Annotated in this window: 7 protein-coding genes; 2 read left to right on the top strand and 5 right to left on the bottom strand. The window is 70.4% G+C overall.

What is annotated here, in order from left to right:
* Window positions 1-75: 75 nt before the first annotated feature.
* Together OG259_RS27425 and OG259_RS27420 are read right to left on the bottom strand one after the other, a co-directional pair.
* Window positions 76-867, bottom strand: a complete 792-nt coding sequence (locus OG259_RS27425; protein WP_328944675.1) for a TIGR03936 family radical SAM-associated protein — start codon at window positions 865-867, stop codon at window positions 76-78.
* Window positions 868-1,123: 256 nt separating this feature from the next.
* Window positions 1,124-1,759 carry a hypothetical protein gene (locus tag OG259_RS27420; RefSeq protein WP_328944674.1) on the bottom strand — a complete coding sequence of 212 codons (636 nt, stop codon included), beginning with the start codon at window positions 1,757-1,759 and terminating at the stop codon, window positions 1,124-1,126.
* Window positions 1,760-2,030: 271 nt separating this feature from the next.
* On the opposite strand from OG259_RS27420, the gene OG259_RS27415 reads away from it, so the two are divergent.
* Complete coding sequence (locus tag OG259_RS27415; RefSeq protein WP_328944673.1) at window positions 2,031-4,007, top strand: glycosyltransferase; 1,977 nt, start codon at window positions 2,031-2,033, stop codon at window positions 4,005-4,007.
* 96 nt (window positions 4,008-4,103) lie between these two features.
* On the opposite strand, the gene OG259_RS27410 is transcribed toward OG259_RS27415, so the two are convergent.
* Entirely contained in the window at window positions 4,104-7,712 is a 3,609-nt protein-coding gene (locus OG259_RS27410; protein WP_328944672.1) for a bifunctional glycosyltransferase/CDP-glycerol:glycerophosphate glycerophosphotransferase, read from the bottom strand.
* Window positions 7,713-8,132: 420 nt separating this feature from the next.
* On the opposite strand from OG259_RS27410, the gene OG259_RS27405 reads away from it, so the two are divergent.
* Window positions 8,133-10,454: a bifunctional glycosyltransferase/CDP-glycerol:glycerophosphate glycerophosphotransferase gene (locus OG259_RS27405; protein ID WP_328944671.1), complete on the top strand. Its 2,322-nt coding sequence runs from the start codon at window positions 8,133-8,135 to the stop codon at window positions 10,452-10,454.
* A 70-nt stretch (window positions 10,455-10,524) separates the two neighbouring features.
* On the opposite strand, the gene OG259_RS27400 is transcribed toward OG259_RS27405, so the two are convergent.
* Together OG259_RS27400 and OG259_RS27395 are read right to left on the bottom strand one after the other, a co-directional pair.
* Window positions 10,525-12,453 (bottom strand): TIGR03960 family B12-binding radical SAM protein, encoded by a 1,929-nt coding sequence (locus OG259_RS27400; RefSeq protein ID WP_328944670.1) that lies wholly within the window; start codon window positions 12,451-12,453, stop codon window positions 10,525-10,527.
* A 52-nt stretch (window positions 12,454-12,505) separates the two neighbouring features.
* A complete protein-coding gene (locus tag OG259_RS27395; RefSeq protein ID WP_328944669.1) occupies window positions 12,506-14,023 on the bottom strand; it encodes a CYTH and CHAD domain-containing protein in 1,518 nt (505 codons plus the stop codon).
* Between the last annotated feature and the right edge of the window lie 39 nt (window positions 14,024-14,062).

Below are 14,062 nucleotides of genomic sequence, written 5' to 3'. Positions count from 1 at the left end.
GAAAGTCTCCTGGTCTGTGCGCTGCCCGACCCAGGTGGCTCCCGAGTACCAGGGCGGCGCTACAACGACCGCTCCTTACGCGGTGCCGGCACCCGGCGCCGTCGCAGAGGCGGTCGCGGCGGCCGTGGTAGATGCGGCCGTGACTGCCTCGCGGTCGGGCGCGAGCGGGTCGGTCACCGTGCCGGACTCCTCGTCGAAGAGCCCCTGCGCCAGCCTGGTCACCGCTGCGGGGACCGGCGGCGCCAGGTCGGCCACAGCTCGGAGACCGGACAGGACGTCGTCGGGTCGTACGGCAGGTGTCACGTGCCGAACAACCAGCCGCAGTATCGCACAGGCGCTGTCCAGCGACCTATCACCCTGGGGATCGCCCTGGGGAGCGGCTGCCGTCAGCTCGGTGACCGCGGAACGGGCGTCGAAGGTGCGGATGCCGTTCTTGGTCTTGCGCTGTACTTCCACGGTCTCGGCCGCGAGAAACGCCTCGGCGGCCTTCGCCACGTCCTCGACGGTGACGCCTTCGAGGCGCAGCTCCCAGATGGAGGCGGTGAGCCGGTCGGCGAGGCCCGAGGTCCGGGCCTCGACGGCGTCGGTGATGTCGAGGCCGGCCGGGAGGGACTCGTCGAGCAGGGCCCGCAGGGTCTCCGGGTCGCGTGCCTCGGTGAGGGCGATCTCCAGGTATTCGGCCTCGGAGCCCGTGCCCGTCGGGGCGGCGTTGGCGTACGACACCTTGGGGTGCGGGGTGAAGCCGGCCGAGTACGCCATGGGCACCTCGGCACGGCGCAGCGCACGCTCGAAAGCGCGCTGGAAGTCACGGTGACTGGTGAACCGGAGGCGGCCGCGCTTGGTGTAGCGCAGTCGGATGCGCTGCACCGCCGGTGCGGGCGGCGGGCCTTCGGGCTGTCGCTTGCCCAGTGGTTCTTCTCCTCGGTGCGGGGCGAGCGCGGGTGGCGCGCCGCCCGGAAGCTTCGGGACCACCCCCGGGGGGCCCGCCCGGCTCACCCCCGCGTCCTGCGGGGAGATCTCGGGGGCGGGCGCCGCGCCAGGGACGTTCGTTGCACTACCCAGAGTACGCGCCCCCGGCCGCCCCGGGCTCCCGGGAGGAGTGCCGGGGCCGGTGGCCGACGGGTCAGCGGGGGCCGCCGAAGAGGGCGGTCCGCACCTCCCGGGCGGCGGCGCGGACGGCCCGGCCGACGGTGGCGAGGGGTTCCCACACCCAGGTCCGGAGCCAGTGTCCGACCGGGGTGAGGATCGCCCGGTACACCCAGGCGAGGGGGCGGCCGACGGCGTTCCACAGCACCCAGCGGATCGCCCGGCCGATCGCCCGCGCGACCACTCCGGCGATCCGCCAGGCCCAGGCGAGGGCGGCGCCGACCGAGCGGCAGACGGGGCCGAGCAGGTGCCGCCAGAGCCAGGTGAGCGGGGTGACGAGGAGGAGGTCGACGACCCACCACAGGGCCTTGCCGACGGGGACGAGGACCCATTCCCACAGCCACTGCAGCGGGATGACCAGGATGTAGTGGAGGAGGCGGCCGAGGACGCGGCCGACCGGGACCAGGATCCATTCCCACAGCCACTGCAGCGGGATCACGAGGAGGTGGTGGATGAGCCATCCCAGGGCTCGGCCGACCGGGGCGAGGATCCAGCGCCAGAGCTGCCGGAGGCAGTAGGCCAGGGCGTCCCAGACCAGCCGGACGGGAAGGACGACGACGAGGGCGATGGCGCGCGCCACTCCCGTGAGACAGCCCGGGTTTTCCGTGTTCATGCCCAGAACGACGCCTCTGCCAGGCCGGGGGTTTCCCGTTCCACAGGCCGTCACCAAGGCGTTACGCGGTGGACGCGTCCGTGAAAAGGCGGTGCGGACGGACCGGCCCCGCTTCCCGGGCACGGCCCCGTAACCTAAGGTGCGTCACCTCCGTGCTCGCCCGCACGTCCCGCACGCCCCTCCCCCCAGGGGTCCCCAACTTACGCAGACATCGAGGCTCGGCGTGAAAATATCCTTCATCCTGGTAGACCGCTGTCACATCGGCGGCGTGGTGAGCGCGATCCATAACCTGGCCAAGGCGCTCGCGGACCACCACGAGGTCGAGCTGGTCTCCCTCCGCCGCAACCGTGACCAGGCGTTCTTCCCGCTCGACCCCCGGGTGAAGACCCTCGCCCTCTCCGACATGCGGAAGCACTCCCACACGTACGACGGTGACGACCCGATGATCGAGGTCTTCCCGCACATCTACCCGAACGAGCCCACGGACAAGAAGCCGTGGATCAGCCGTCTGGCAGAGAAGCGGCTCCTGGAGTACCTGGCCACGACCGACGCCGACGTCGTGGTCAGCAACAACCCCAAGATCACCATCATGCTGGCCTACGCGGACCGCGACTTCCTGAAGGTCGCGATGGAGCACTCGCGGCCCGCGCAGTACGGCCCGCACATCCGGGACGCCCTCTTCAAGGACGCGTACCCGAAGATGGACGCGATCACCGCGCCGACGCCGGACGAGTGCCGGACCATCGCCGGGGTCGTCCCCGCCGTGAGCCACCTGCTCTCCCCGATGCCCAACTGCATCCCGGCCCACGAGGGCCAGATGTCCACCGGCGACAACAAGATCGTCGTCACCGCCGGCCTGCTCAAGCCGCACAAGGGCTTCAACGACCTCATCGAGGCCTTCTCCAGCGTGGCGCCGCGCCACCCGGACTGGAGCCTGCGGATCTACGGCTCCGGCCCCGAGCACGGCAAGCTGCGCAAGCAGATCGACGACACGGACAGCAACAACCAGGTCTTCCTGATGGGCCCGGCCACCCCGGTCACCCCGGAGTTCGCCAAGGCGTCCGTGTTCGTCCTCCCCTCCCGCCTGGAGGCCTTCGGCAACGTCACCGTCGAGGCGATGGCGGCCGGCCTGCCGGTGGTCGCCTACGACGCGCCGCACGGCCCGCGCAACATCATCACGCAGGGCGAGGACGGCTACGTCGTGCCGCTCGGCGACAAGAAGGCGCTCGCCGCGCACATCGAGAAGCTGATCGCCGACGAGGACCTGCGCCGGAAGATGGCGGCCGCCGCGGTGGCCAACGTGGTCCGCTTCCAGGAGGCCGAGACGGTCAAGCGCTTCGAGCAGCTCGTGGAGACCATGCGGGCCCGCCGGGCCATCCCCCGCACGGCCACCGCCGTGGTCACCCCGCAGGGCGACGTCCGGGTGAAGGTCGAGGGGCTGCCCGCCGGCAGCGACGCCGAGCTGGTCTGCAAGGACATCCGCAAGAAGGCCGACGAGGTCGTCCTCCCCCTCATCGGCGGCGAGGCGCTCGTCCCCGCGCTCGGCATGCTCGTCGAGGGCGACTGGGAGCTGGCGATCCGCGCCGCCGGCTTCGACATGCCGCTGCGGTCGGCCGGCTGCGACACCCTCCAGATGCTGTCGCTGAAGCTGCCCCGCACCGAGGGCCCCGCCCTCTCCGTGCTGCTGCCGCACGACCACACGGACGGCACCCTGCGGGTGCAGAGCCGGGTGCGCGCCGAGCACGTCGAGGTCGCGGGCCTGAAGGCCGGCGCCACCTCGATCGTCATCGACGCCGCGGCCTGGGGCGCCGAGCCCGGCAAGAACAGCGTGATCGAGGCCGTCCACCGCAAGGAGGCCGACAAGAACTTCACCTTCCCGGTGAAGGTCGGCGCCGACGGGCGCTTCACGGCCTCCCTGGAGAACGCCGCCGCGGCCCGCCTCCACCAGCCCGGCACCGAGGACATCTGGGACTTCTGGCTGCTGCCGGACCGGAACTCCGCCCGGATCCGCGTCTGCAAGCTGGCCACCGACGTGCTCACCCCGATGAGCGTCTTCACCTACCCGTACCCGGTGGTGAAGGCGTCCGGCGCGCCGGCCGCGGCCGCGGCGGACACCAAGCCGAAGAGCGGCTGGCGCAACCGGCTGTCCGCCGTCCCCACCGCCGTCGCCGGCGTCCAGAAGTACGAGCTGCGTCCGTACTTCTCCAGCAACGGCCAGCTCTCGCTGAAGATCATCGACAAGAAGTGACCGGCGAGCGGTAGACGGGTCCCGGCCCGTACGACGGAGCCCCGGCCCGCAGGGAGACCTGCGGACCGGGGCTCTTCCGTACGCCCGGGGCACCGCCTACAGCGGCGCGCCCTCCTCGGCGATCTTGAACATCAGGTCGGCCAGCCGCGCCGACGCGTGACCGTCGTCGAGGTCGCAGAACTGGTGGTGGAACTCGTCGTACTTCTCCCGGTACTCGACCTCGACCTCGTCGATCTCCCGGATGGCCTGGAGCAGGTCGTTCGAGTTGTCGACCAGCGGGCCCGGGGCGTCGTTCTCGAAGTCGAAGTAGAACCCGCGCAGCTTGTCGCGGTAGTGCTCCAGGTCGTACGTGAAGAACAGCATCGGGCGACGCAGGTGGGCGTAGTCGAACATGACCGAGGAGTAGTCCGTGATCATGATGTCGGCGGCCACGTAGAGGTCCGCGATGTCGGGGTACTCGGAGACGTCGAAGACGAAGCCGTTACCGGCACCGGGGATGCTGTCCACGATGTTGGAGTGACGCCGGATCAGGAAGACGTGGTCGTCCCCCAGTCGGCGGCGGGCGTCCTCGAGGTCGACCCGGAGGTCGAACTTGAACTGGCCGCGGCTGTGCGAGAGGTCGTCACGCCAGGTCGGCGCGTACAGCACGACCTTCTTGCCCTCGGGCAGCCCCAGCTTCTCCCTCACCTCGCGGGCCCGCTCGTCGCGGTCCTCGGCGTACAGGTAGTCGTTGCGCGGGTAGCCCGTCTCGGCGATCAGCCCGTCGTAGCCCATGGCCCGCTTCAGGATCGGCGTGCTGAAGCGGTTGGACGAGACGAGGATGTTCCAGTTCGCCGCCTCCTGGACCAGCCGCTCGTGGTAGTTCGGGTCGAACTTCGGCGCGTCGATGTCGAGGCCGATCTTCTTCAGCATCGTGCCGTGCCAGGCCTGCACGATCACCTGGCCCGGCCGCCGCTTGATCCAGTGCGGAAGGTGGGCGTTGGTGACGATGTAGCGCGAGCGGGCCAGCGCCTCGTACCAGTCCTTGCCCTGGAACTTGACGGCCTTCACCGTGTCGGGGAGCTCGACCTGGCCGTCCCGGACCAGCCACAGGTGCTCGACGTCCGCACCGCGGCGCAGCAGCTCCTCGTGGACGGCGCGCGGGCTGTCCGAGAACTGCTTGCCGTTGTAGCTGATGTACAGCACCGAGTCGCGCAGCGGCAGCTCGCGGCCGGCCTCGTAGACCTCCTGGCGCAGCTGGTACTGGCGGTTGGCGCCCTTCTCCATGGCCGAGAGGTCGGTCTTGCAGTTGAGCTGCGGGTGGTCCTGCCAGTGGACTTCGAGCTGGTACTCGCGGCCGTTGTGCGTGCCCTCCAGCGGGAACTGCGTCGCGGCGAGGCGGTCCACGACGAGCGGGATCGACGGCTCGTCGCCGGAACCCTCCAGGCGGAACACCCAGCGGCCGGCCTTCAGCGGCAGCCTGCCGTCGGCACCCGACATGGTGGAGGGGCGGAAGGACGCCTCGAAGGTCCCGTCCTCGTGGGCGGTCAGCGGGACCGTCTTCTCGTCGAAGCGGTTCTTGGCGCTGACGACCAGGTGGTGGCCGTCCAGCTCCACCGGGGCCGTACCGCGGATCGTGAACACCCCGTCGGCCTCGGCGATGTCGGTGATCTTGGCGCGCAGCGGGCGGCCGGAGAACTTCAGATAGCCGTTGGCGCCGGAGAGGACGGCCACCTCGTTCAGCGGGGCCTCCTCGCCGAACGCCTCGGGCAGGCGGACCTGGAGGTCGGCGAGACCGTCCCGGACGACGACGCGGAACCGGCGCGGGTCCTTCGCCGGCTCGTCGACCTGTATCTGGGTGCTCCAGTTGCGGCGCATCAGCTTCGCCGGGTCGGCGCCACCGGCGGCGCGGGCCTCGGCGGTGTCCAGGTGCTCCGGCAGCAGGGCGATGTCACGCAGGGGAACCCGCATGCGCAGCGGCGTACGCCCGCCGACGGGCGAAAGGAGCTCCGCCGGGTAGAGGAGCACCTCGCCGCTGTTCTGGTTGGTGACGCGCAGGGATATCTCGCTGCCCGGGACGACGGGCTCGCGGAGGTCGCCCTCGATGAGGATGTCGTCGCCGGACGGCTCGAAGCCGGTGACCAGGACCGGCACCTTCTCGACACGCAGCTTGAGGGCCGCGCGGCGCATCTCCGGGACCATCCGGTAGTCGTCGTCGAGCCACTGGTAGGGCGGGTAGGTCAGGTGGTCCGAGCCGTACGAGTGCACGGAGCGGGAGCGCACCAGACCGCCGGACAGGACGCGCATGCCCACGTGCCAGAGGCCTTCCTGCCACTGGTCGCCCTTGCGGAACCGGGCCGGGTCGATGACCGTCTCCCAGCCGGCCCAGTCGAAGCTGTGGCCCCGCCCCTTGTGGCCGGAGCCGGTGGTGGCCTCGGGGTTGTAGAGGTTGCTCAGCGGAAGGAGCATGCGGCGCTGGGTGCCGTCCTTCTTCAGCTGGAGCAGCTTGACGAGGCTGCGCTTGCCCGTCTGGTCGACGCGGTCGATCCAGGCGTGGCCGGCCAGTCGCAGCTTGCCGTCCTCCCAGTACAGCTCCTTCAGCGGGGAGCGCAGCTGGAGGTCCTTGTCGACCCGCAGGACCTTCTTCGGCAGCAGGTTCCCGTGGGATTCCAGCGAGGGGTACTTGGCGTACTTGCGGATGACGCCGCCGAGCTCGACGGGCTCGCCGAGCCGCTCCGCCTCGATGAACTCGAGGATCTCGGTCATGGCGTGCTTGCGGACGAGCAGCCACTTGACGCGCAGCGCCGTGGGGAGCCGGTCGAGGGTCTTGAGGTCGACCTGGTCGAGGTACTTGTTGGCCACGCGCAGGAACTCGGTGCGGTACTCCTCGTCGCCGTCGGGCAGCACGTTGAGGAAGATGCGCAGGTCGCCGGTGAGCACGGTGTGGTCGTACTCACGCTTCAGCGAGTCGGCGAGGGGCTCCTTCTGCGCGGCGAAGAACCGGCTGACGGACTCCACGGCGGACGCGCGGTCGCGGGCGGCCTTGGGCTCGTTGCGGCGCTGGGTGATCGAGGGGCTCGCCTCGCCCTCGCGCAGACGCCAGTAGTACGTGGCCTGGCTGATGATGTCGACGGACTCGGCGAGGTACTGGGCCGGCACGATGACCGGGGTGTCCTCGTACAGCACGCCCTCGGGGAAGCGCAGCGCGTGCTGCTCCCAGAAGTCACGCCGGAACACCTTGTTGCAGGCGATCCGGTCCGTGAGGAGCTGGCGCTTCTTCCGGACGTGCGTGCGCTTGACCGCGCCACGGGAGAGGAAGCGGTGCATGGGGGACTGCCACACCTTGGTCGAGTTGATGTGCTCGACGTTGCCCGTGGCGAAGGAGGAGCCGGTCTCGTCCAGGCTGCTGATCATCATCCGGTAGGCGTCCGGCGGGATCATGTCGTCGCTGTCGACGAAGGCGAGGAACTCGCTCTCCGGCGCCAGGCTGTCCAGGCCGGTGTTACGGGCGGCACCCAGGCCGGCGTTCTCCTTGCGGATCAGCCGGAAGCGGGCGTCCTTGGCCGCGAACTCCGCCGCTATCCCGTTGGACTCGTCGGTGGACCCGTCGTCGATCATGAGCACTTCCAGGTCCTGGAAGGTCTGCACGGCCAACGAGTTGAGGCAGGCGGGTAGGTACTGCGCCACGTTGTAGATCGGGACGATGACGCTGAGCCGGGGTGCCATGTAGTTCTGCGTTCCTTTCCGTTTCAGACCCGCTCGACGAGCTCGAGCGCCTGAGGGATGACGGGGCGTGCTTTTCGGTTTTTCAGCGGACCGATGAGGGGCGTCTCCGCCCTCCGGGAAAAACCCGCCCAGCCCTCGGCAAGACCTGGTTCCGCTCGGCCTATACGACTCTGCGGCGACCTCCCCGGCCGCCGCAGCACTCCAGAATAGACGATCCGTACCACAGGCGTTTTCCTGCCGTTGTGTCCGACATCACCCATCCGTCGCCGGATCACCGAACGGACGGACCGCCCCTCGGGGGGCCAAAACGGCCGTGACGTGGGCGGGAGCCCCCGGCCCGTGGGCGCCCACGGCCTCCGGGGCGCGGAAGCGCTCCTGTCATACTTCATTTGAGCGGTTCGACTGAGGAGACAACAAGGCATGACGGCTGCAGCTACCCCCAGATTCAGCGTGATCATCCCTGTCTACGGGGTCGAGGGCTACATCCGTGAGTGCCTCGAGTCGGTGACGTCGCAGGGTTACGAGAACTTCGAGGTCATCGCGGTCGACGACTGCTCCCTCGACAGCAGCGGCGCCGTCATCGACGAGTTCGCCGCCCGCGACCCGCGGGTGCGCGCCGTCCACCGCGCCGAGAACGGCGGCATCGGCGCCGCCCGCAACACCGGCGTCGAGCACGCCCGCGGCGACTACCTGCTCTTCATCGACGGCGACGACTCGATCCGCCCCGGCTCCCTGCAGGCCATGGCCGACCGCCTCGACGAGGCCCAGGACCCCGAGATCCTGCTGTTCGACCACGTCCGCACCCATGTGGACGGCAGCGTCGAGGCCAGCAAGACCGGCCCGTACCTGGCCGACATCCGTGACCGGGTGGTCCGCCCCGTCGACCAGCTCGAACTGCTGCGGATCTTCGCCGTCGTCTGGAACCGCGTCTACCGCCGCGACTTCTTCACCGGCGAGGGCTACACCTTCACCGACGGCCTGTACGAGGACGCGCTCATGGTCTACACGACCATGGCCGCCGCCGAGCGCGTCGCGGGCCTGGAGTACGTGGTCGTCGAGTACCGCCAGCGCCGCCAGGGCAGCTCGATGCGCAGCAGCTCCCCGCGCAAGCACTTCGTGATCTTCGACCAGTACCAGCGGGTCTTCGACTACCTCGAAGGCCGGCCCGGCCTCGACGCGTACCGCGAGCTCGTCTTCGAGCGGATGGTCTCCCACTTCCTGTTCACCTTCGCCCGCGGCTTCCGAATACCCCGCAGCCACCGGCGCGCCTACCTCAAGCAGGCCGGCAAGACCTACCGCCGGAACGAGCCCGCGGGCTACACCCCGCCGCCCGGCATGGTCGGCCTGAAGTTCAAGGTGCTGCGGACCGGCTCGTACACCGCCTTCGAGGCCCTCAAGACGGTCAACGGCACCCGCGAGACGGCCTTCGGGGTCCTCGGCAAGTCCAAGCGCTGGGGCAGCCGCAAGGCCCTGCGCACCTACTACGCCGTGCAGCGCCGCCTCCCCGTGGACGACAACCTCGCCGTGTACTCGGCGTACTGGGGCCGCACGCCCAGCTGCAACCCGCTCGCCGTGCACGAGGCCGCCAGGAAGCTCGCGCCCGGCATCCGCGGGGTGTGGGTCGTGAACAAGGAGCACGCCGGCAGCACACCGCCCGGCCTGAAGCGGATCGCCCCGGCCACCTTCGGCTACTGGAAGGCGCTGGCCCGGGCCAAGTACCTGGTCAACAACGTGAACTTCCCGGACGCCGTGATCAAGCGCCCCGGCCAGATCCATCTGCAGACCCACCACGGCACCCCGCTCAAGCGGATGGGCCTGGACCAGCAGGGCTACCCGGCCGTCGCCCGCAGCATGGACTTCGACAAGCTCCTGGAGCGGGTGGACCGCTGGGACTGGAGCGTCTCGTCGAACCAGCACTCCACCGAGCACTGGGAGCGGGTCTACCCGGCCGCCTTCCGGACCCTGAACACCGGCTACCCGCGCAACGACGTCTACTACCGCGCCACCGCCGCGGACGTGCGCCGGATCCGCGGCGAACTCGGCATCGGGCACGGCAAGAAGGCGATCCTGTACGCGCCCACCGTGCGCGACCACCAGAAGGACGCCTTCGTCCCGCGCCTCGACTTCGCCCGCTTCGCGCGTGAACTCGGCCCGGACTACGTCCTGCTGGTCCGCGCCCACTACTTCTACGGCGGCGACCCGGAGCTGAACGTCCTCGCCGAGCGCGGCGCGCTCGTCGACGTGTCGCGGCACCCGTCGGTGGAGGAGCTCTGCCTGGCGGCGGACGCGCTGATCACCGACTACTCGTCGATCATGTTCGACTACGCCAACCTCGACCGGCCGATCGTGACGTACGCCGACGACTGGGAGATGTACCGGACCTGTCGCGGTGTGACCTTCGACCTGCTCTCCGGTGAGCCCGGTGACACCCCCGGTGTGATCACCACCACCGAGGACGAGCTGATCGAGGCCTTCCGCGGCGGCGCCTGGGAGGGCGAGCAGGCCGCCGCCCTGCGGCAGGCCTTCCGTGAGCGGTTCTGCTCGTGGGACGACGGCTTCGCCGCCGAGCGGGTCGTCCGCCGGGTCTTCCTCGGCGAGGAGCGGCCGCGGCCGCTCGTGGTCCCCGTGGCCGACCGCACCCCGGCCCCGTCGCCGCGTCTGGCCGAGGACCCCGCCCCGCTGCCGCAGCGGCAGGCGGACGAGGAAGAGGACGAGCTCGCCGTGGCGCGGGCCGACCGCTAGATCCACCGGATCCACGCACGAAGAGGCGCCCGGGGCGATTGCCCCGGGCGCCTCTTCGTGGTTTCGGCGACTACTTCACGACCGACAGCGGCAGCAGCTTCTTGCCGGTGGGGCCGATCTGGATGTGGGTGTCCATCTGCGGGCAGACACCGCAGTCGAAGCACGGGGTCCAGCGGCAGTCCTCGACCTCGGTCTCGTCGAGCGAGTCCTGCCAGTCCTCCCAGAGCCAGTCCTTGTCGAGACCGGAGTCCAGGTGGTCCCAGGGCAGGACCTCCTCGTAGGTGCGCTCACGAGTCGTGTACCAGGCGACGTCGACGCCCATCCCCGGCAGCGTCTTCTCGGCGCAGGCCATCCAGCGGTCGTACGAGAAGTGCTCGCGCCAGCCGTCGAAGCGGCCGCCGTCCTCGTACACCGCGCGGATGACGGCGCCGATGCGGCGGTCGCCGCGCGAGAGCAGGCCCTCGACGATGCCGGGCTTGCCGTCGTGGTAGCGGAAGCCGATCGACCGGCCGTACTTCTTGTCGCCGCGGATCTTGTCGCGGAGCTTGCGCAGCCGCTCGTCCGTCTCCTCGGCCGACAGCTGCGGGGCCCACTGGAACGGGGTGTGCGGCTTGGGGACGAAACCGCCGATGGAGACGGTGCAGCGGATGTCGTTCTGACCGGAGACCTTGCGGCCCTCGGCGATCACGTTCATCGCCATGTCGGCGATCTGGAGGACGTCCTCGTCGGTCTCCGTCGGCAGGCCGCACATGAAGTACAGCTTCACCTGGCGCCAGCCGTTGCCGTACGCGGTGGAGACGGTCCGGATCAGGTCCTCCTCCGAGACCATCTTGTTGATGACCTTGCGCATGCGCTCGGAGCCGCCCTCGGGGGCGAAGGTGAGGCCGGAGCGGCGCCCGTTCCTGGTCAGCTCGTTGGCCAGGTCCACGTTGAAGGCGTCGACACGGGTGGACGGGAGGGACAGACCCACCTTGTCCTCCGTGTACCGGTCGGCGAGGCCCTTGGCGATCTCACCGATCTCGGAGTGGTCGGCCGAGGACAGCGAGAGGAGACCGACCTCCTCGAAGCCCGTCGCCTTGAGACCCTTCTCGACCATCTCGCCGATGCCGGTGATGCTTCGCTCCCGCACGGGGCGCGTGATCATGCCGGCCTGGCAGAAGCGGCAGCCGCGGGTGCAGCCGCGGAAGATCTCGACGGACATGCGCTCGTGGACGGTCTCCGCGAGCGGCACGAGGGGCTGCTTGGGGTACGGCCACTCGTCGAGGTCCATGACGGTGTGCTTGGAGACGCGCCACGGCACGCCGGACCTGTTGGGCACGACCCGGCCGATGCGGCCGTCCGGCAGGTACTCCACGTCGTAGAACCGCGGGATGTACACCGAGCCGGTCTTCGCGAGGCGGAAGAGGACCTCCTCGCGGCCGCCCGGCCGGCCCTCGGCCTTCCAGGCGCGGATGATCTCGGTCATGTCGAGGACGGCCTGCTCGCCGTCGCCGATGATCGCCGCGTCGATGAAGTCCGCGATCGGCTCGGGGTTGAAGGCCGCGTGGCCGCCCGCGAGCACGATCGGGTGGTCGACGGTCCGGTCCTTCGACTCCAGCGGGATGCCCGCCAGGTCGAGGGCGGTGAGCATGTTCGTGTAGCCGAGCTCCGTGGAGAAGCTCAGGCCGAACACGTCGAACGCGCCGACGGGCCGGTGGCTGTCGACCGTGAACTGCGGGACCTTGTGCTCCCGCATCAGCTCTTCGAGGTCCGGCCAGACGCTGTAGGTGCGCTCGGCGAGGACGCCCTCGCGCTCGTTGAGCACCTCGTACAGGATCATGACGCCCTGGTTGGGCAGACCGACCTCGTACGCGTCCGGGTACATCAGCGCCCAGCGGACATCGGCGGACTCCCACGGCTTGACCGTGGAGTTCAGCTCTCCACCGACGTACTGAATCGGCTTCTGCACGTGCGGGAGCAGAGCTTCGAGCTGCGGGAAGACAGACTCGGCAGCAGACATCTCGAACCTTCGTGAGCTGGCAGGGGGGCGACTCTCAAGCGTACCCCGGTGCTCAGCGGGTCAGAGACGCAGTGAGTTCCGGGGCCGATGCCCGGGCCCAGACCTCGGGGAGTCCGCGCTCGGCGGCCTCGGCGGCGGCCTCCTCGCGTCCGTACAGAAGTCCCCAGGTGAAGGCCGATTCCCCGGCCCCGTGGGCGATGATCGCGAGCTCGCGCAGGGCCCCGCGGGCGACGACGGCGTCCTGGTGTTCGCCGAGCAGGGTCTGGACGTCCTTCACTCGTCCCGCCAGCCGCTTCGCGGGCTTCCCGAGGGTCGGCTCGGCGGCCTCGGCCGCGTAGCGGGCGCGCTTGGCGGCCTTGCGGGCCTCGTGGAGGGCGAGGTCGCGCTCGTCGCCGGGGGCGAGGGAGAGGGCGTGGTGGATCCGGCCGGCGAGGCGGTCGTGGTCCTTGCGGACGGCGCGGGCGAGGGCCTCCCGGGCGTCGAGTGCGGCGTCCTTGCGCAGCGGCGGGTCGGCGAGGAGCGCGTCGAGCCTGTCGAGGAGGGCGAGGTAGCGGGCGGAGTCGAGGGCGGCGAGGGCCTGGCGGCGGGCGCTCCTGCCGTGGGCGGCGTCCCGGCGGCGCAGCCTGGCCTTGACGGGGCCGAGGACGAGGGTGCGGGGCAGGTCGGTGAGGCGGGCGCGCAGCCGTTCGTCGAGGACCTCCTGGTCGCGGGCGACGCCCAGCTCTCCGGCGAGCCATTTCAGCTCCTCGCCGACGGGGTCGGTGACCTCCCGGTCGAGGACGCGGCGGTACGTCTTGAAGGCGCTGCGCAGCCGGCGGCAGGAGACGCGCAGCTGGTGGACGGCGTCGGGCAGGTCGCGTCGCACGGCGGGGTCGTGGGCGACGATCGCCTCGACGTGTTCGCGTACGTAGCCGAGGACAGCGGCCGCCGCGGTGCCGGGCGTCCCGGGGGTGACCGGGGCCGCGGCGGGCTCCACGCCCGTCTCGGCCAGGGCGCGCGACAGTTTGGAGGGCGAGTCCGAGGGCCGGATGCCGGCCTTCCTGAGGCGCTTCTCGACGGCGTCGAGGATCGCCGGGTCGGTGTCGTCGGCGAGCTCGACCTCGATCTCGGTCCAGGCTGCCTCGCCGCCGCTCGTGAGGCCCTCGGCGTGGACGGTGTCCACGGACAGTTCCGCGAGGAGGGTGCCGTCGCCGTCGCGGAGGTGGCGGACGTCCCGGGAGGAGCGGAGGCGGACCACGGGGACGACCTCGCCGTCCCGGACCCGGGAACGCAGGAGCCCCGCCAGGGAACGCGGGAGCGTGTCCGAGAGCGGGGCTCTGATCTCGTCGCGGATGCCGGAGGCGACGGGGAACTTCAGGTGCCAGCCGGCGTCCTCGCCGCCGGTGCGGCGCCGCAGGGTGAGGGCGTCCGCGGCGAGCCGGAGGCCGGGGGTGTCGTAGTAGACGGCGTCGAGTTCGGTGACGCCCTCGTCGGTGACCGAGGCCACCCCGGCCGCCCGGGTCAGGTCCGGGAGGCCGGTCCGGGGGGTGGCTTCGTACTTCCGCTCGATCTCGCGCTTCGTGTCCGCCATGAATCGAATCTAGACGGGAAGTGAACGCCGCGGGAGTGC

Origin of the sequence: Streptomyces sp. NBC_00250, assembly GCF_036192275.1 — a bacterium.
In the GTDB taxonomy this organism is placed as follows: domain Bacteria; phylum Actinomycetota; class Actinomycetes; order Streptomycetales; family Streptomycetaceae; genus Streptomyces.
Note: the sequence above shows the minus strand (reverse complement) of the source record. Positions and strands in the feature narration are given on the sequence as shown.